This window comes from Cellulosimicrobium sp. JZ28 (assembly GCF_015327065.1).
Lineage (GTDB): Bacteria > Actinomycetota > Actinomycetes > Actinomycetales > Cellulomonadaceae > Cellulosimicrobium > Cellulosimicrobium funkei.
This window is the reverse complement of record NZ_CP017660.1, coordinates 2,577,371-2,596,169: the sequence shown is the minus strand read 5'-3', so window position 1 is coordinate 2,596,169 and position 18,799 is coordinate 2,577,371. Positions and strand designations below refer to the sequence as shown.

Annotated in this window: 11 protein-coding genes; 5 read left to right on the top strand and 6 right to left on the bottom strand. The window is 74.6% G+C overall.

Going from position 1 to position 18,799, the window contains the following annotated elements; translation table 11 throughout:
• Positions 1 to 80 precede the first annotated feature (80 nt).
• Genes BJP59_RS11755 through BJP59_RS11745 form a run of 3 tightly spaced genes read left to right on the top strand, consistent with a single transcriptional unit; the run spans position 81 to position 3,213 of the window.
• A complete protein-coding gene (locus tag BJP59_RS11755) occupies positions 81 to 1,208 on the top strand; it encodes a hypothetical protein (protein ID WP_194521010.1) in 1,128 nt (375 codons plus the stop codon).
• Positions 1,205 to 2,242 carry a hypothetical protein gene (locus tag BJP59_RS11750; RefSeq protein WP_194521009.1) on the top strand — a complete coding sequence of 346 codons (1,038 nt, stop codon included), beginning with the start codon at positions 1,205 to 1,207 and terminating at the stop codon, positions 2,240 to 2,242. The genes BJP59_RS11755 and BJP59_RS11750 overlap by 4 nt, the downstream gene beginning before the upstream one ends.
• A gap of 20 nt (positions 2,243 to 2,262) precedes the next feature.
• Positions 2,263 to 3,213 carry a tetratricopeptide repeat protein gene (locus BJP59_RS11745; protein WP_194521008.1) on the top strand — a complete coding sequence of 317 codons (951 nt, stop codon included), beginning with the start codon at positions 2,263 to 2,265 and terminating at the stop codon, positions 3,211 to 3,213.
• A 365-nt stretch (positions 3,214 to 3,578) separates the two neighbouring features.
• Here the strand turns inward: BJP59_RS11745 and glgB are convergent, their stop codons facing one another.
• The 4 genes from glgB to BJP59_RS11725 form a co-directional block, all read right to left on the bottom strand.
• On the bottom strand, positions 3,579 to 5,810 hold the full coding sequence (gene glgB, locus BJP59_RS11740; RefSeq protein WP_194521007.1) for a 1,4-alpha-glucan branching protein GlgB: 2,232 nt from the start codon (positions 5,808 to 5,810) through the stop codon (positions 3,579 to 3,581).
• An 84-nt stretch (positions 5,811 to 5,894) separates the two neighbouring features.
• Positions 5,895 to 7,394, bottom strand: coding sequence for a maltokinase N-terminal cap-like domain-containing protein (locus BJP59_RS11735; RefSeq protein WP_194521006.1), 1,500 nt, complete (start codon positions 7,392 to 7,394; stop codon positions 5,895 to 5,897).
• A 129-nt stretch (positions 7,395 to 7,523) separates the two neighbouring features.
• Positions 7,524 to 9,266 carry a maltose alpha-D-glucosyltransferase gene (gene treS / locus BJP59_RS11730; RefSeq protein WP_372490696.1) on the bottom strand — a complete coding sequence of 581 codons (1,743 nt, stop codon included), beginning with the start codon at positions 9,264 to 9,266 and terminating at the stop codon, positions 7,524 to 7,526.
• Positions 9,267 to 9,325: 59 nt separating this feature from the next.
• Entirely contained in the window at positions 9,326 to 11,455 is a 2,130-nt protein-coding gene (locus BJP59_RS11725) for a maltotransferase domain-containing protein (protein WP_442861508.1), read from the bottom strand.
• 163 nt (positions 11,456 to 11,618) lie between these two features.
• Between BJP59_RS11725 and glgP the strand changes: the two genes are divergently transcribed.
• Both glgP and BJP59_RS11715 read left to right on the top strand, forming a co-directional pair.
• Positions 11,619 to 14,222 carry an alpha-glucan family phosphorylase gene (glgP, locus tag BJP59_RS11720; RefSeq protein WP_194521004.1) on the top strand — a complete coding sequence of 868 codons (2,604 nt, stop codon included), beginning with the start codon at positions 11,619 to 11,621 and terminating at the stop codon, positions 14,220 to 14,222.
• A 556-nt stretch (positions 14,223 to 14,778) separates the two neighbouring features.
• A complete protein-coding gene (locus tag BJP59_RS11715) occupies positions 14,779 to 15,630 on the top strand; it encodes a DUF559 domain-containing protein (protein ID WP_194521003.1) in 852 nt (283 codons plus the stop codon).
• An 86-nt stretch (positions 15,631 to 15,716) separates the two neighbouring features.
• Here BJP59_RS11715 and BJP59_RS11710 read toward each other — a convergent pair whose 3' ends face one another.
• Together BJP59_RS11710 and BJP59_RS11705 are read right to left on the bottom strand one after the other, a co-directional pair.
• Positions 15,717 to 16,892 carry a hypothetical protein gene (locus BJP59_RS11710; RefSeq protein WP_194521002.1) on the bottom strand — a complete coding sequence of 392 codons (1,176 nt, stop codon included), beginning with the start codon at positions 16,890 to 16,892 and terminating at the stop codon, positions 15,717 to 15,719.
• Between the two features lie 20 nt (positions 16,893 to 16,912).
• Positions 16,913 to 18,667 carry an FAD-binding dehydrogenase gene (locus tag BJP59_RS11705; protein WP_194521001.1) on the bottom strand — a complete coding sequence of 585 codons (1,755 nt, stop codon included), beginning with the start codon at positions 18,665 to 18,667 and terminating at the stop codon, positions 16,913 to 16,915.
• Positions 18,668 to 18,799 lie beyond the last annotated feature (132 nt).

The window sequence follows — 18,799 nt, the reverse complement described above, 5'->3', positions numbered from 1 at the left end:
ATCCACAGGCGAGGCGTCTCGGTCGATCCACGAGGGGTTTCGCACCTATCCTTGAACGTCGATCGACGAAGGGAACCTCGGTGCTGCAACGAATCATCGCCGCCCTCCTGCTCGTGGGAGGGCTGGTCGCCGTCGGCCTCGGTGTCGCGTCCGCCACCGTCTGGCGGGACAGCGACACGGTCGTGGCGACCACGGCGTACACCGGCGACGGCACGGTGCTCGTCACCGCGCCCGGGGTCCTCGACCTCGTCGCCGAGGACGTGACGATCCGCGCGACAGCACCCGGTGAGCAGCAGGTCACCCTCGCGATCGGCCGCGAGGCCGACGTGACCGGGTGGGTCGGCGAGGACCCGCACGGCCTGGTCACCGGCCTGTCCGACTGGGACGCGCTCGCGACGCGCGCCGTCGACGCACCGGCCGCGGAGGACGAGCCCGCCGAGGGCGAGGCGCCCGCGGACGGGGAGTCACCCGCCGAGGGCGACGCGGCCGCGGAGGCCCCCGTCGTCGGTGTCGACCCCGCCGGCTCCGACATGTGGCTGGAGGAGGCGACGGGCGCCGGCTCGGCGAGCCTGCGCTGGTCCGACCAGCCCGGCCGCTGGCAGCTCCTCGCCGCCGGCGTGGGCGAGGACGCCGTCGCCCCCACCGTCGAGCTCTCGTGGCCGCGCCAGGTCGAGACGCCGTTCCTGTGGCCCGGCGTCATCGGCGGTGCCGTGCTCATCCTCCTCGGTCTCGGCATCGGGGCGGCGAGCCTGCGCCCGCGCCGCCGCGGGCCCTCTGGCGGCACCACGACCTCCGCGACCCCGGCGGTCGCGCCGGCCGGCACGACGGCGGGGACGTCGTCGGACGCCGGCGACGCGCCCGACGGCGAGGTGCCGACCGACACGGCCCAGGTGCGCATGCTCACGCGACGTGAGCTGCGCGAGCGCGAGGAGGCCGACCGCCTCGCGCAGCAGCAGGCTCGCGCCCAGAAGCCGCGCCGCGCGTGGCTCACCGGCCAGATCCCGATCGTCGCGCGCGGCGAGCGCCGCCCGCGGACCGCGGCCCAGCCGACCGTCGACGCGAGCGCGCACCCGACCACGGAGGACAGCGCGAGCACGCGCGCCGACGCCTGGCGCCGGGCGTGGGGCTTCACGCCCGGCAGCGACGAGAGCGCCCCGGCGCCCGCACCCGAGAGCGACCCGGACGAGACGAAGGACAGCACCCGATGACCAGCACCGCCCGCGACACGGCCCGCGCCCGCCGCGCCCGTCGTCACCTCGGCGGGGTGGCCGGGGGACTGGTCGGCGCGCTCCTGCTCGCCGCCTGCTCCGCACCCCTCCCGACGCCCGAGCCCGACCCTACGCAGGACCCGCCCGCGCCCGTCCTCACCGAGGCGCAGGAGACCGCCGTCCTCGACGCGGTCGCCGCCGCGCTCGCGGCGGCGAGCGAGACCAACGACGCGGCCCAGCTCGAGGGCCGTGTCACGGGCCCGGCGCTCGCGATCCGCACGAGCCAGCTCGCCGTCGCCGCCGCGCGCGGCAACGCCGACCTCGTGACCGAGCTCCCGACGGAGGCGCAGCAGGTTGTCATCCCGACGACGCAGACCTGGCCGCGCACGTCGTTCGCCGTGAGCGTGCAGCCCGAGAACCTGCAGACGCCCCGCCTGTCCGTCCTGGAGCAGGACACCGCGCGCGGCGACTACCAGCTCTGGGCCTGGGTCCGCCTCCTGCCGGGCGTCACCATGCCGAGCTTCGCGGACCCGAGCATCGGCAGCGAGGACGTCGCTCCCGACGACTCGAGCCTGCTCGTCACGCCGACGGACGCCGTCGCGCAGTACGCCGACGTGCTCAACCTGGGTGGTGGCTCCGGGTTCGCCGGCTCCTTCGAGGAGGACTCGTTCCGCGCCCTGCTCGCGAAGCGCGCGCAGGACTGGACGACGGCGCTCCAGCCCGCCGCGGGCGCCTACTCGCTGACCTTCACGCCCAACCCGGACGAGCCCGTGCGCGCGGTCCGCACCGCGGACGGCGGCGCGCTCGTGGTCGGTGCGATGACCTCGCAGGAGTCGATGACGGCCGAGGAGGGCGCGCAGGTGCCGCCGGACACGGAGTCGATCAAGGCGCTGTACGGGGACGCGGCCCCGACGAACGTGCTGAAGGTCGGCTACGTCGACGTCGTCGCGCTCTACGTGCCGCCCGCGGGCTCGGAGGAGAAGATCCGCGTGGTGGGCAACGAGCACGTCGCGACGTCGGTCGCGAACTCCTGACGCTCCGTAGGATTGCGTCCATGAGCGAACCCACCCAGCCCACGTTCGACGTGCGCGGCGCGGTCGACCTGTCCGCGCTGACCAGGCCGCAGTCACCCCCGCCCGGCGAGGAGGGCGGCGCGCCCGCCGCGGGCGGGTACGTCGTCGACGTCACGGACGAGACGTTCGGGCAGCTCGTCCAGGACTCGGCGCAGTACCCGGTCGTCGTGCTCCTGTGGATCCCGACGGACCAGGCGAACGTGCAGCTCGGCACCGACCTCGGCGCGCTGGCCGACGAGTACGCCGGCCGCTTCCTCCTGGCCCGCGTCGACGCCCAGGCGTACCCGCAGATCACGGCCGCGTTCCAGGTCCAGGGCGTGCCGACGGTCGTCGCGATCCTGCAGGGTCAGCCGGTGCCGCTGTTCCAGGGTGCCGCGCCCGTCGAGCAGGTGCGCGCCGTGCTCGACCAGGTGCTCCAGGCGGCCGAGGCGAACGGCGTGACCGGTCGTGCGCCCGCCCAGGGCGCCGACGGCGAGCCCGAGCGCCCCGCGGAGCCCGCCGCGGAGCCGGAGCCCGAGCTCCCGCCGCTGCACCAGGAGGCGTACGACGCGATCGAGCGCGACGACCTCGACGCCGCGGTCGCGGCCTACGAGAAGGCGATCAAGCAGGACCCGCGCGACGCGCTCGCCGTCGCGGGGCTCGCGCAGGTCCGCCTCCTCCAGCGCACCCGCGACGCCGACCTCGCGACGGTCCGCGCCGCGGCCGCCGCCGCACCGCAGGACGTCGACGCCCAGCTCGCCATCGCCGACCTCGACCTCCTCGGCGGGCACGTGGACGACGCCCTCGACCGGCTCCTCGACCTGCTGCCCGGGGCCGACGCGGACGGCAAGGAGAAGCTCCGCGTGCGCCTCCTCGACTACTTCGAGGTCGTGGGCCCCACCGACCCCCGCGTCGGCAAGGCCCGCCAGCGCCTCGCGATCAGCCTGTACTGACGCACCCGCGCTCTACCGACGCACCCGCGCACGAACGACGGAGGCCGGTCACCGTGAGGTGACCGCCGCCGTCGTTCATGGCGGTCACCGCGAGGTGACCGGCTGCTGCCGTCGTGCATGGAGGTCACCGCGAGGTGACCGGCTGCCGTCCCGCTGAGGAGGCAGCGCCGGGGGTGAGGCGAAGCCGGTGGGCGGGGTGGTGGCGCCGGGTCGTGGCGGGCCTGGCGGGAGCCGCGAGGAACGAGCGGCGGATGGTAGACCCGGCGCCACCGCCCCACCCACCACCCAGGGCGACCAGACCACGACCTCGGCGAACCAGGCCTCTACCTCGGCGGACCAGGCCTCTACCTCGGCGGACCAGACCTCTACCTCGGCGACGGGACGAGGTACAGCGCGCCGAGCGGAGGGACGCGCAGGACCGCGGAGTACGCGCGCCCCTTCCACGGGACGGGCTCCGCCTCGACCTCGCCGAGGTTGCCGACCCCGGACCCGCCGTAGACCTCCGCGTCGGTGTTGAGGACCTCGCGCCACGCGCCGCCCGACGGCAGGGCGACGCGGTAGCCCTCGTGCGGCGTCCCGGCGAAGTTCACGACGACGGCGACCTCGCTGCCGTCCCGCCCGCGGCGTACGTAGGCGAGGACGTTGTGGTCGGCGTCGTCGGCGTCGAGCCACTCGAACCCCGCGGGGTCGTGGTCGAGCTCCCACAGGGCGGGGGTCGCGCGGTACAGCGCGTTGAGGTCGCGCACGACGCGCTGCACGCCCTGCCGGCCCGGGTCGGCGGCGAGGCCGTCCCAGTCGAGCGACCGGCCCTCGTTCCACTCGGAGTGCTGGCCGATCTCGCTGCCCATGAAGAGGAGCTGCTTGCCGGGGTGCGACCACTGGTAGGCGAGGAACGCGCGCACGCCGGCGCGCTTCTGCCAGTCGTCGCCGGGCATCTTCCCGTAGAGCGAGCCCTTGCCGTGCACGACCTCGTCGTGGCTGATGGGGAGCACGAACTGCTCGGAGTACGCGTAGACCATGGAGAACGTGATCTCGTGGTGGTGGTACCGGCGGTTGATCGGCTCCTCGGCGACGTAGCGCAGGGAGTCGTTCATCCAGCCCATGTTCCACTTGAGCCCGAACCCGAGGCCGCCCGCGGAGGTGGGCCGGGTGACGCCAGGCCACGCGGTCGACTCCTCGGCGATCATCATGACGCCGGGCGTGCGCCGGTACGCGGTGGCGTTGGCCTCCTGGAGGAACGCGATGGCCTCGAGGTTCTCGCGGCCCCCGTGCACGTTGGGGTGCCACTGGCCGGGGCCGCGCGAGTAGTCGAGGTAGAGCATGGACGCGACGGCGTCGACGCGCAGCGCGTCGACGTGGAACTCCTCGAGCCAGTAGGTGGCGTTGGCGACGAGGAAGTTGCGGACCTCGTTGCGGCCGAAGTCGAAGACGTACGTGCCCCAGTCGGGCTGCTCGCCGCGCAGCGGGTCGGCGTGCTCGTAGCAGGGCGTGCCGTCGAAGCGGGCGAGGGCCCACTCGTCGCGCGGGAAGTGCGCGGGGACCCAGTCGACGACGACGCCGATCCCGGCGGCGTGCAGGCGGTCGACGAGGTAGCGGAAGTCGTCGGGGTGGCCGAACCGGGACGTCGGGGCGTAGTAGCCCGTGACCTGGTAGCCCCACGACCCGCCGAACGGGTGCTCGGCGACGGGCAGGAGCTCGACGTGCGTGAACCCCTGCTCGACGACGTACGCCGTGAGCTGCTCCGCGAGGTCGCGGTAGGACAGGCCCTGGCGCCACGAGCCGAGGTGCACCTCGTAGATGCTGAGCGGCTGCGTGTGCGGGTCGTGCGCCGCACGCTCGGCGAGCCACGCGTCGTCGGACCACTCGTACCGGGACTCGACGACGACGCTCGCCGTCGCCGGGGGTACCTCGGCCGCCTTGGCGAGGGGGTCGGCCTTCTGGCGCCACGAGCCGTCGGGCCCGAGGATCTCGTACTTGTAGCGCGCGCCCGCGACGACGCCGGGGACGAAGAGCTCCCAGACCCCGGTGGAACCGAGGGAGCGCATCGGGTGCGTGGGGCCCCAGCCGTTGAAGTCGCCGATGACGCGGACAGCGCGCGCGTTGGGCGCCCAGACGGCGAACGCCGTGCCGGTCGTGTCGCCGAGCGCGCTCGGGTAGGTGCGGACGTTCGCGCCGAGCGCGCGCCACAGCTCTTCGTGCCGGCCCTCGCGGATCAGGTGCAGGTCGACGTCGCCGAGCGTGGGCAGGAACCGGTAGGGGTCGTCCACGGTCGTGGACTCGTGCCCGTAGCGGGCGCGGACGCGGTAGTCGGGGGCGTGCCGGGTGCCGTCGGCGTCCTGGTGCACCGGCACGACGGCGGCCCACACCCCGTCCTGCTCGTGCACCGCCGGGTGCTCGCCGTCGGCGGTGACGACGACGACCTCGTCCGCGAGCGCGCGCAGGACGCGGACGACGGCCCGCGCGTCCGCGGCGTCGTCCGCGAGGTGCGGGCCGAGCACGGCGTGCGGGTCGAACGTGCGCCCGCCCGCGGCCGCGGCGAGGGCGTCCTGCGGCACGACGACGGGGGGCGGGGTGGCGGAAGCGGCGGGCCCGGTCATGGGGCAACCTTTCCACGTCCCGCGCACCCTCACAGGACGGGCTCGCCGGACGGTCCGGTGCGTGCGGTCGGGCGACCGCGCACGTCAGGCGTTGCCCGCGAGGAGGCGGTCCACGGCGGCGAGGGGGATGGGCTCCCAGTCGGGACGGTTGCGCGACTCGTAGACGACCTCGTAGAGCGCCTTGTCGAGCGTGAGCGCGCGGACGAGCGCCTCCGATGTCGCGTGGTCGACGCCCGCGGTGTCCGCGCGCTCGTACGCGTCGAGGAACGCGGCGCGCGCCTGGACGGCCCACGCGGCGTCGGGAGCGCGCCCGACGGCGGCCGCGTAGTCGAACGAGCGCACGATCCCGGCGACGTCGCGCAGGGCGAGGTCGGGGCGGGTGCGCTCCGCGACCGGCCGCAGCGGCTCGCCCTCGAAGTCGAGCACCTTCCAGCCGAACCGGCGGGCGTGCAGCACCTGCCCGAGATGCAGGTCGCCGTGGACGGTCTGGAGCCGCGGGAGGACGTCGGGGACGCGCGTGACGGACGCGAGGCGCGCCGCCGTGCGGTCCCAGAACGCGGCGATCTCGGTCGCGCGCCGGCCGAGCGCGCTCGAGGACGCGACAGCGTCGTCCGAGCGGCGCCGCAGGTCGGCGACGAGCCAGCGCGCGTCGACGGGGGAGCCCACGTCGAACGCGCGTCGGAGCGCGGCGTGCAGGTCGGCGAGGACCCGGCCGAGGTCGGCGGCGAGGTCGGCGAACGACGACCCCTGCCCGGCGTAGGCGCACGCGAGGTCGAAGCCGTCGCGCGCGCCGTCGACGAACTCGCTGAGGATCGCGAGGTGCGCCGACCGGGGCGACGCCGGGTCGGGCGCGTGCCCGGGAGCGGCCGGGTCGTCGGTCGCGTCCCACCCCACCTCGAGCCAGGCGAGCGGTCGCGGGACGCCCGCCCACCCCTGGGCCGCGAGCGCGCGCGGGATCGTCACGTCCGGGTTGGGGCCGATCGCGATGGCCCGCAGGACCTTGAGCATCGTGCCGCCGGCGACGCCGGGCAGCAGCACCGAGCTGTTCGACTGCTCGACGCTCAGGGCGCGCCCGCCCGCGAGGTCGAGCGGGTCGGTGCCCGCGCCCCCGGCCGCGGGGGTCGTCTCCCAGTGGGCGACCGCCAGGAGCGCCGCCCAGCACGCGGGGTGCGCGGCGCCGTCGTGCACGAGCCACGCCGTCCCGGTGGTCGCGCCGCCCCCCGCGTCGTGCACCGTCCCGAGCGGCGCGGCGGGCGCGCGCCCCGGACCGGCGGACGGGGCGGCGCCACCAGGGGTGTGCACGTCGCCCGGGGCCGCGGGCGCCGCGTCGACCGGCTCGAGGACGAGCGGCACCTGCACGACGAGGTCGACGCCGTCCCCGAGCAGCCGCAGCAGGTGGAGGACGACGCGCGGGGCCCGCGCCGGGTCCTGCCCGGCCGTCGCCGGGACGTCGAGCGCGAACGACAGCCACGGCACGTGCCGCACCGCGACGCCCTTGACGGGGTACCACCGGCGCTCCGGCAGCCACGCGTCGAGGAGCGTCATGAGCTCCGAGGAGGGAAGGTCCGTCCGTCGGAGCGTCATGCGCGCCTCCCTGTGGCTGGGTCGTCGGGTCGTCGGCAGGTCGTGGCCCCGGGGGTGCCCGGGGCCCGCCGTCGGGTCACGACGGCGGCAGGCTCCATCCGACCACGACGCGCCCGATCTCGCCGGGCGTCAGGGGGTCGTGCCCTCGGGACCCCCGACGACGAGCCAGTAGAAGTCGCGCGACCCCCACGTCATGACGACGCGCCCGTCGTCCCCGACCGCCGGGAAGTGCGCGCCGCCGAACACGTCGGTGAGCGTCGCGCCCGCGTGCCCCGGCAGGTGCACCGCCGCGGACCGGGCGGTCGCGGAGAGGTTCGCCACGCACAGGATCGTCTCCGTGGGCGTGCGCCGCAGGAACGCGAGGATCGACTCGTTGTCGCACTCGAGCGCCACGAAGTCGCCCGTGCCGAACGCCTTGTGGCGGCGCCGGACCTTGAGCATGCCGTGCACCCAGTGCAGCAGCGACGTCGACTGCTCGAGCTGCGCCTCGACGTTGACGTAGCCGTAGTGGTGCACGAGCGACTGCACGAGCGGCAGGTACACCTTGCCCGGGTCCGCGGTGGAGAACCCGGCGTTGCGGTCGGGCGTCCACTGCATGGGGGTGCGCACGGCGTCGCGGTCGGGCAGCCAGATGTTGTCGCCCATGCCGATCTCGTCGCCGTAGTACAGGCACGGGCTGCCCGGGAGCGAGAGCAGGAGCGCGTGCGCGAGCTCGACCTCCTTGCGCGAGTTGTCGAGCAGGGGCGCCAGCCGGCGGCGGATCCCGACGTTGGCGCGCATGCGCGGGTCGGGCGCGTACCACCCGTACATGGACGCGCGCTCCTCCGTCGAGACCATCTCGAGCGTGAGCTCGTCGTGGTTGCGCAGGAACGTGCTCCACTGCGCGCCCGCGGGGATGTCGGGCGTGTCGGCGAGGATCTCCAGGACCTGGTTCGCGCGCTGGTCGCGGATCGCGTAGAAGATGCGCGGCATGACGGGGAAGTGGAAGCACATGTGGCACTCCGGCTCCTCCTCGGTGCCGAAGTAGTCCACGACGTCGCGCGGCCACTGGTTCGCCTCGGCGAGGAGGATGCGACCCGGGAACTCGGTGTCCACCATGCGCCGCACGCGGCGCAGGAACTCGTGCGTCTGCGGGAGGTTCTCGCAGTTGGTGCCCTCGGCCTCGTAGAGGTACGGCACCGCGTCGAGGCGGAACCCGTCGACCCCCATCTGCAGCCAGAACCGCGCGACGTCGAGCATCGCGTCGGCGACGCGCGGGTTCTCGAAGTTGAGGTCGGGCTGGTGGGAGAAGAAGCGGTGCCAGAAGAACTGGCGCCGCACCGGGTCGAACGTCCAGTTGGACGTCTCCGTGTCGACGAAGATGATGCGCGCGTCCTGGTAGCGCGTGTCGTCGTCGCTCCACACGTAGAAGTCGCCGTACGGGCCCTCCGGGTCGGCGCGCGACGCCTGGAACCACGGGTGCTGGTCGCTCGTGTGGTTCATGACGAGGTCGATGACGACGCGCATCCCGCGCGCGTGCGCCTCGCTCACGAGCTCGGCGAAGTCCGACGTCGAGCCGTACTGCGGCGCGATCGCGGTGTAGTCGGACACGTCGTAGCCGCCGTCGCGCAGGGGCGACGGGTAGAACGGCGGCAGCCACAGCGCGTCGATGCCGAGCCACTGGAGGTAGTCGAGGCGGTCGATGAGCCCGCGCAGGTCGCCCGTCCCGCTGCCGTCGGAGTCGGAGAACGCGCGGACGATCACCTCGTAGAACACCGCCGTGCGGTACCAGTCCGGGTCGTCGGACAGCCCGGGGCGCGTCTCGACGGGCGGTGCCGGCTGGCGGCGCGGAGGGAGGGCCGCGACGGGGACGGGCGCGGTGAGCGGGGGCACGGGAGCGGGACCGGCGGCGGGTCCCCGCACGGGGACCGGGGCCGCGTCCCGGGGGAGCGTCACGAGGCCCTCACGTGGATGACGTGCGCGACCTGGCGCAGCGGCTCGAGCCGCACGTACACGTCCTGCCCCCAGCCGTAGCTCTCGCCGGTCAGCTCGTCGTGCGCGACGAACGACGGCGCCCAGGGGTCCTGGCCGTCCGCGAGCGGGGGGAGGCCGAGGGCCGCGAGGTCCAGGTGCACGTTCGACTCCTGCGGGGAGTGGGGGTCGAGGTTCACCACGACGACGACCGTGTCCGCCTCGCCGGTCGGCGAGTGCTCGGCCGGCAGGTGGCGCGAGAACGCGAGCACCTGGTCGTTCGTCGTCGGGTGCACCGTGAGGTTGCGGAGCTGGCGCAGCGCGGGGTGGTCGCGGCGGATCTCGTTGAGCCGCGCGAGCAGCGTCGAGATCCCGATCTCGTCGGCGAGCGCCCAGTCGCGCGGCTTGTACTCGTACTTCTCGTTGTCGATCTGCTCCTCGACGCCCGGGCGCGGCACGTTCTCGACGAGCTCGTACCCGGAGTAGATCCCCCAGGTGGGGGCACCGAGGGCGGCGAGCACCGCGCGCACGGCGAAGCCCGCCACGCCGCCGTGCTGGAGGTACGGCGGGAGGATGTCGTGGGTCGTTGGCCAGAAGCTCGGGCGCATGTAGGCGCCGGCCTCGCCCGAGACCTCGGTGAGGTACTCCGCGAGCTCGTCGCGCGTGTTGCGCCACGTGAAGTACGTGTACGACTGGTGGAACCCGATGCGCGCGAGGGTGTGCATCATCGCGGGCTTGGTGAACGCCTCGGAGAGGAACACGACCTCGGGGTTCGTCGCGCGCACCTCGGCGAGCAGCCACTCCCAGAAGTCGAGCGGCTTGGTGTGGGGGTTGTCGACGCGGAACGCGGTGACGCCGCGGTCGATCCACACGCGCACGACGCGCAGCACCTCGGCGTAGATGCCCTCGGGGTCGTTGTCGAAGTTGAGCGGGTAGATGTCCTGGTACTTCTTCGGCGGGTTCTCCGCGTAGGCGATGGAGCCGTCGGCGCGCGTCGTGAACCACTCGGGGTGCTCGGTGACCCACGGGTGGTCGGGCGAGCACTGCAGCGCGAGGTCGATCGCGACCTCCAGCCCGTGCCGCCGGGCCTCCTTGACGAACGCGCGGAACGTGCGCTCGCTGCCGAGCTCGGGGTGGATCGCGTCGTGGCCGCCGTCCTTCGACCCGATGGCGTACGGGCTGCCCGGGTCGCCGGGGAGCGCGGTGAGGGAGTTGTTGCGGCCCTTGCGGTGCGTCGTGCCGATGGGGTGGACGGGGGTCAGGTAGACGACGTCGAAGCCCATCTCCGCGATCGCGGGCAGACGGCGCGCGGCCGCGGTGAACGTGCCCGAGCGCCAGCGCCCGTCCTTGAGCCGTCGGGCGCCCTCGGAGCGCGGGAACATCTCGTACCACGCGCCCGCGAGCGCGAGCGGGCGCTCGACGCGCAGCGGGTGCGTGGCCGACGCCGTGACGTGGTCGCGCAGCGGGGCGCGCTCCAGGACGTCGCGCACCTCGGGCGACGTCGCGGCGACGAGCCGGGCCTCGGCGGGGCGGGTCGCGTCGGCGAGCGCGGCGAGCGCGTCGGCGAGCGTGCGCTCGTCCGCGGGGGTCCGGCGGCCGGGCGTGCCGTCGCGCCCGGGGAGGGGGACGGCGTCGGCGAGGACGCGCTCGAAGAGCCGCACGCCCTCGGCGAGCATGAGCTCGACGTCGACGCCCGCCGCGACCTTGACCGTCGCGTCGTGCGCCCACGTGCCGTACGGGTCGCTCCACGCCTCGACGCGCAGCGACCAGTCGCCGACCGCGTCCGGGTGGAGCGTGGCGCGGAACCGGTCCAGGCCGGGGGCGACGTCGACCATGGGCGCCGTGCGCTCGGAGCCGTCGGGCGCGACGAGGACGGCGGTCGCGGCGACGGCGTCGTGGCCCTCCCGGAAGACGGTCGCCTCGATCGGTACCATCTCGCCGACGACGGCCTTGGCGGGCCACCGGCCGCCCTCGACGACGGGCGACACCTCGAGCACGGGGATGCGTCCGACGGGTGCGGCGGGGGCGGGGGCGGGGGCGCCGCCTCGGGGGCGAGGGGCACCGGTGGCGCGGGGGCGGTGCGGCGCGAGGGCCGGAGGGGTCGACGTCACACGCACAACGTATCGAGGGGCACGGGGGCCAGGCACCTGGGGGAGGGGTCGGCGCGTCGCGCACGGGTCGCGCACGATACCCGGGTGAAATTTCATGCAAGCGTTACACACAGGTTGCGGCGCGGGGGTGTGCACCGGCGCCAGGCTGCGTAGTCTCGTCCCCGTGAGAGCCATCCGACGGTTCACCGTCCGCACCCTGCTGCCCGCCGAGCTGCGCGACCTGGACGAGCTCGCGCACAACCTGCGCTGGTCCTGGCACGCGCCCACGCGCGACCTGTTCGCCGGTATCGACCCCGAGACGTGGGCGGCGGTCCACGGCGACCCCGTCGCGCTGCTCGGTGCGCTCGGTCCCGAGCGCCTGGCGGAGCTCGCCGCCGACGGCGCGTTCGTCGAGCGCGTGCGGGCCGCGGCGGCCGACCTGCGCCACTACCTCGACGACGCGCTGTGGTACCAGCAGCGTGCCGCGGAGGCGTCGAAGAGCGGTGGCTCCCTGCCGGCCGCGATCGCGTACTTCTCGCCCGAGTTCGGCATCACGTCGGTGCTGCCCCAGTACTCCGGCGGCCTCGGCATCCTCGCGGGCGACCACCTGAAGAGCGCGAGCGACCTCGGCGTGCCGATCGTCGGCGTCGGGCTCCTCTACGGCGCCGGCTACTTCAAGCAGTCGCTCACGCGCGACGGCTGGCAGGTCGAGACGTACCCGCTCCTCGACCCGGACGGCCTGCCGCTCACCCTCCTGCGCGACGACGACGGCACGCCCGCGCGCGTCTCGCTCGCCCTGCCCGGGGGTCGCACGCTCCACGCGCACGTGTGGGTCGCGGCCGTCGGCCGCGTGCCGCTGCTCCTGCTCGACTCGAACGTGCCCGGCAACGACGAGGCCGCGCGCAAGGTGACCGACCGCCTCTACGGCGGCGGCGGCGAGCACCGCCTCCAGCAGGAGCTGCTGCTCGGCGTGGGCGGCGTGCGCGCGCTGCGCCTGTGGTCGCGCCTCACCGGCGCGCCCGAGCCGGAGGTCTACCACACCAACGAGGGCCACGCGGGGTTCCTCGGCGTCGAGCGCATCCGCGAGCTCGTCGAGCAGGGCCTCACGTTCGACGCGGCGCTCGAGGCCGTCCGCGCCGCGACGGTCTTCACGACGCACACGCCCGTGCCCGCCGGCATCGACCGGTTCGGCCGCGACCTCGTCACGCAGTACTTCGGCGGCGACATGGCCGTCGACGGCCTGCCCGTCGAGCGCGTCCTCGCCCTCGGGGCCGAGGACTACGACGGCGGCGACCCGACCGTGTTCAACATGGCCGTCATGGGCCTGCGCCTCGGCGGGCGGGCGAACGGCGTCTCCCTCCTGCACGGCGAGGTGTCGCGCGGCATGTTCGAGGGCCTGTGGCCGGGCTTCGACGCCCGCGAGGTCCCGATCACCTCGGTGACGAACGGCGTCCACTCGCCCACGTGGGTCGACCCGGCGCTCGCGGCCCTCGAGGCCGAGCGGCTCGGGCTCGACGAGCTCACGGCCGAGCACGCGTCGTCGCGCTGGCTGCGCGGCGACGGGGAGGGCGCCGTCGGCGACGGCGAGCTCTGGGCTATCCGCCGCGAGATGCGCGGCCGGCTCGTCGACGAGGCGCGCCGCCGCGTGCGGAAGTCCTGGCGCGAGCGCGGCGCGACCCCGGCGGAGCTCGGCTGGGTCGACGACGTCCTCTCGCCCGACGTCCTCACCATCGGGTTCGCGCGCCGCGTCCCCACGTACAAGCGGCTCACGCTCATGCTCCGCGACCCGGAGCGGCTCAAGGCGCTGCTGCTGCACCCCGAGCGCCCGGTCCAGCTCGTCGTCGCGGGCAAGTCGCACCCCGCGGACGACCAGGGCAAGCGGCTCATCCAGCAGCTCGTGCGCTTCACGGACGACCCCGAGGTGCGGCACCGCATCGTCTTCCTGCCCAACTACGACATCGCCATGGCGCAGTCGCTCTACCCGGGCTGCGACGTCTGGCTCAACAACCCGCTGCGCCCGCTCGAGGCGTCCGGGACGTCGGGCATGAAGTCGGCCCTCAACGGCGGCCTCAACCTGTCGATCCTCGACGGGTGGTGGGACGAGTGGTACGACGGCGAGAACGGCTGGGCCATCCCGACCGCCGACGGCGTCGAGGATGCGGACCGTCGCGACGACCTCGAGGCGGCCGCGCTCTACGACCTCGTCGAGCAGCAGGTCGCGCCCCGCTTCTACGACCGCGACGCCGACGGCGTGCCCGGCCGGTGGCTCGAGATGGTGCGGCACACGCTCGCGACGCTCGGCCCCAAGGTCCAGGCGACGCGCATGGTCGGCGAGTACGTCACGCGCCTGTACGCCCCGGCCGCCGCGGCGGGGCGCGCGCTGGCCGCCGACGGGCTCGCGCCCGCCCGGGAGCTCGCGCAGTGGAAGCACGCCGTGCGCGACGGCTGGTCACGCGTGCGCGTCGACCACGTCGACTCGGCCGGCATCGGCGAGGTGCCGCAGGTCGGCGACCGCCTCACGGTCCGCGCGTACGTGTCGCTCGGCGACCTGCGCCCCGAGGACGTCCAGGTGCAGGTCGTGCACGGTCGCGTCAGCGAGGCCGACGTCATCGAGGAGTTCACGGCCGAGCCGCTCGCGCTGGCCGAGACGTACGAGGCCGGCCGCTACGCGTTCGCGGGCGAGGTCGTGCTCGACGCGTCCGGACCGTTCGGCTACACCGTCCGCGTCGTCCCGACCCACGACGGCCTCCCGAGCGTCGCCGAGCTGGGCCTCGTCACCAACGCCTGACCCCCGCCGCCGAGATACAACCTCCGGCTGCGAGGTAGAGCCCTGGTCGCGCGAGGTAGAGCCGAGGTCACGCGAAGTAGAGGCATGGTCGCGTGAGGTAGAGCCGAGGTCGCACGAGGTAGCGCCCTGGTCGCGTGAGGTAGAGGTGCGGTCACGCGAGGTAGAGGCGTGGTCGCGTGAGGCGGATGCGTCATGCGATGGCGAGAGGGCCTGGCCGGCGTCGGCCAGGCCCTCTCGGCTCGTCCGTCCATGGACGGAGGTCGACGGCGGCGGACCGTCGTGCAGGGGCGGAGCCTTCGTCATCCACAGATCTGCCGTACGCGCCCCGCGACGGGGTGACGACCGGCACGCTGGGCCGATGGACGAGACGACGGGCAGCTTTCCGACCAGCCACGACCCAGCAGCACGGCGCAGGCTCGGGGCCGGTCTGGTCCCGACCCGCCCCTCCGGTCGCTACACCGCGGACAGCAACGGGCCTCGGAGGGTTCCGCCTGCTGTGCCCTATGTGCGTCGACGCCGCGCGGAGCTGGCAGCGCGAGCACGCGCCGGTGAGCTCGTGCGGGTACGGCGCGGCGTCTACCTCCCCTCGGCGCACTCCGCGCCGTCGGAGCGCGAGGAGTGGCTGCTCGGCGAGGTGCGCGGACTGGTCGACCGGCTCGTGACGCCGTTCTGGGTGAGCCACGACACCGCGGCTCTGCTCTGGGGCTGCTGGACCTGGCGGCTCCCGCCGTTCGCGCACCTGACTCAGCTCGGCCATCCGAACGTGACGAGAGAACGGGACGCGGCCGTACGTCGGCACTGGACCGATCTACCGGTCCGTGACCGCGCGGTCCTCGACGGCGTCCCTGTCACCAGCCTCGAGCGCACCTTGGTCGACTGTGCGCGGTCGCTGCCGCTCGAGCGCAGCCTCGTCGTGGTGGACTCCGCGTTGCGCCTGGGTGCGGACCGGGACGTGGTCGACTCGATCGTCGAGGAGTCGCGCGGCAAGCGCGGCGTCGTGCGGGCGCGGCGTGCTCTCGAGCTCGCGGACCCGAGGTCGGAGTCCCCGGGGGAGACGCTCGTGCGGCTCGCGGCCGTGCTCGGCGGTCTGCCCGTGCCTCGCCCGCAGGTACCGGTGGTGACGTCACGTGGGAGGTACGTCGTCGACCTGGCCTGGCTCGACGCCCGGCTGGTGATCGAGTTCGACGGGGCGGTGAAGTACTCCGGCGGGGCGTACGGGGACCCGGCAGACGTCCGGCGCGCGCAGGAAGCCCGCGAGGCGGCACTCGTGGCGGCGGGATGGACGGTCGTGCGCTTCACCTGGGAGGACCTGGGCGACCCGGTGGCGGTCGGCTGTCGTCTCGCGGAGTCGCGTCGCCTCGCGCTCCGACGCCGCGCAGACAGCTCGCGACCTTCCTCGCCGAGGTAGAGCCCTGGTCCGTCGTGGTAGAGGAGTGGTCGTGAACCTGGCCTCTACTCCGGCGTACCTTGCCTCTATCTCGGCCTACCTGGCCTCTATCTCGCGGGTGGGGGTGGAGCGAGGAGGTCGAGGTAGCGCGAGCGCGCGCGCAGCACGTCGGCGAGCTGGGTCTCGATGCCGTCCACGAACTCCTCCCGGTACACGGCGTCGACCTGCACGGAGATCGCGTAGTAGAGGCCGGTGAAGGTCGCGATCGCGACGGAGACGCGCAGCAGCGTCTGCGTCACGACGAGGTCCGCGCCGCCGACGCCACCCCCGCCGACGAGCGAGAGCGTGCGCTGCCAGGTGCCGCCGTCGACGTCCCACAGCGCCATGACCTCGGGGGTCACCGTGAGCGTGCCGAGCGCCATGAAGAACACGCCCATGCCGAGGCTCACGACGAGGACCTGGAGGAGCTGGCTCGTCGCGATCATCGTCGCGAGGTTCGCCGTCTGGCCGCGGCTGAAGCGCGCCGCGCGCTCGTGCCCGGGGTGGCGGGCGGCGGTCTCCGCGAGCGCCTCGCGCGCCTCCGCGGGCGAGCGCAGCCCGACGAACAGCACGACGAGCAGCGCGAAGAACGCGCCGAGCACGAGGTCGGCGACGCCGTGCGTGCGGTCGAACACCTGCCACACCTCGGCGTTGTAGAAGAGCACGAGGGAGAACACGAGCAGCAGCGGCAGCAGGCGCACGAGCCGCAGCAGGGCGGCGCCGAGCTCGTCGGTGACGCGCGCGAGCCCCCACCACAGCGACGACAGCACGCCGTACCCGACGACGACCCGCACGACCCCGAGCAGCACGAGGTTGCCGACGACGGTGAGCAGGGCGTCGCCCCACTGCCCGCCGAACACGACCGGCAGGAGGGCAGGCACGAGCACGAAGAACGCGAGCTCGGGGACGCCGACCGACTGAGGGAGCGTGGACCACGGCCGGCCGCGCACCACGTTGAGCCCCGCGTACGCGGCCGCGACGAGGGCCGCTGCGCCGAGGAGCGCGAGCGCGTTCGCCCACGCGGGCCAGACCGAGCGCACCGCGCCGGAGAGCTCGGCGAGCAGCACGACGAGCAGGAACGGCGCCGACCGCCCGAACACGTCGCGGTCGAGCGAGTGCCCCTCGACGAGCAGCGGGAGACCGTTGCGGCGGAACAGGCGCTCGCACGCGGGGGCGTCGAGGTGGTCGACCGCCGCGGGGGCGCCGGGCGCGGGGGCCGGGGACGCGTCGTCGGGCACGGTCATGGTCGCCGACCCTACCCGGGTCAGCCCAGGTCGGCGGCGACCGCGCGGCCCGCGACACGGCCGGAGTAGAGGCACCCGCCGAGGAACGTCCCCTCGAGCGCGCGGTGGCCGTGCACGCCGCCCCCGCCGAACCCGGCCGCCTCGCCCGCGGCCCAGAGCCCGGGCAGCACGGACCCGTCCGCGCGCAGGACCCGCGCGGAGGTGTCCGTCCACAGGCCGCCGAGCGTCTTGCGCGTCAGCAAGGAGAGGCGGACGGCGAGCAGCGGCCCGTCCTTCGGCGTCGTCAGGGGCCGTGGCGGCGACACGCGGATGAGCCGGTCGACGCGGTAGCGGCGCGCCATCGCCGTCGCGACGACCTGCGGGTCCTTGCCCAGCCCCGTGCGGACCTGCTCGTCGCGCAGGCGGACGACGCGCGCCAGGGCCGCCGGGTCGACGTGCCCGCGCGAGCCCGGCGTCGCCTCGACGAGCGCGTTCATCCGGGCGGCGAGCTCCTCGGGGGTGTCGGCCCACACGAACTCCGGCGACTGCTCGGCGAACCGTGCGACCGGCCCGACGGCGCCGGGCAGCACCCGCTGGGCGAGGAGCCGCACGTCCTTGCCCGTGAGGTCGGGGTTCTGCTCCGAGCCGGACAGCGCGAACTCCGACTCCATGATCGCCTTGTTGAGCACGAACCAGGAGTGGTCGTCGCCGCGCTCGGTGACGTGCTGGAGCGCGCCGAGGGCGTCGAAGCCGGGGAACAGCGGGGCGGGCAGCCGGTTGCCGTCGGCGTCGAGCCACAGCGAGCTCGGTCCCGGCAGGATGCGGATCCCGTGGTCCGTCCACACCGGCGAGTGGTTCGCGATCCCCTCCGGGTAGTGCCACATGCGGTCCTCGTGCACGAGGGCCGCGCCCGCGTCGGCGGCGACGCCGATCATGAGCCCGTCGGTCGAGTCGGGGACGCCGGACAGCATGCGGGCGGGGAGCCGGCCCGCCGTCTGCGGCCAGCGGGAGCGCACGAGCTCGTGGTTCGCGCCGATGCCGCCCGAGGTCACGACGACGGCGCTCGCCGCGATCTCGACCTCCCCGACGACGTCGCGCGAGGACGGCACCCCGCGCCCGGCGTCCGACGGCGCGAGCACCTGCGCGCGCACGCCCGTCACCGCGCCGTCGGTCACGACGAGCGACGTGACCCGGTGCCGGAACCGGACGTCGAGCAGGCCCGCGGCGCGCGCGTCCAGGGCGGCGCGGACGAACGGCTCGAGGATGCCCGGGCCGGTGCCCCACGTGACGTGGAAGCGGGGCACGGAGTTGCCGTGCGCGCCGGCGGCGGACCCGTCGGCGCCGGAGCGCACCGGGTACCCGCCGCGCTCCGCCCACTGCACGAGCGGGAACCACCGCACGCCCTTGTCGTGCAGCCAGCCGCGCATCTCCCCGGCGGCGAAGTCGACGAAGCCCTGCGCCCACGCGTAGCCGTGGCGGTCGGGGCCCTCGCCGCGGTCCGCGCCGGGCGCGAACTGCGCGGACCCGAGCCAGTCGTCGAACGCGAGCTCGGCGGAGTCCGTGACGCCCATGCGCCGCTGCTCGGGCGAGCCCACGAGGAAGAGCCCGCCGAACGACCACCACGCCTGACCGCCCAGGCTCGCCGCCGGTTCCTGGTCGAGCAGGACCACCCGGCGACCCGCGGCCGTGAGCTCGGTCGCCGCGACGAGACCGGAGAGCCCGGCCCCCACGAGGACGACCTCGGGGTCCTCGATCGTGGGCGGGGTGGGGGAGGAGTCGACCGCGCTGTCACTCATGCGGGAAGAGTAGAGCACGTGTCCAGACCCCGGCGGGCGCGGGCGACCACGGCTCTACCTCGGGGACCTCGGCTCTACCTCGCGTGACCACGGCTCTACCCCGGGCGACCACGCCTCTACCTCGCGTGACCT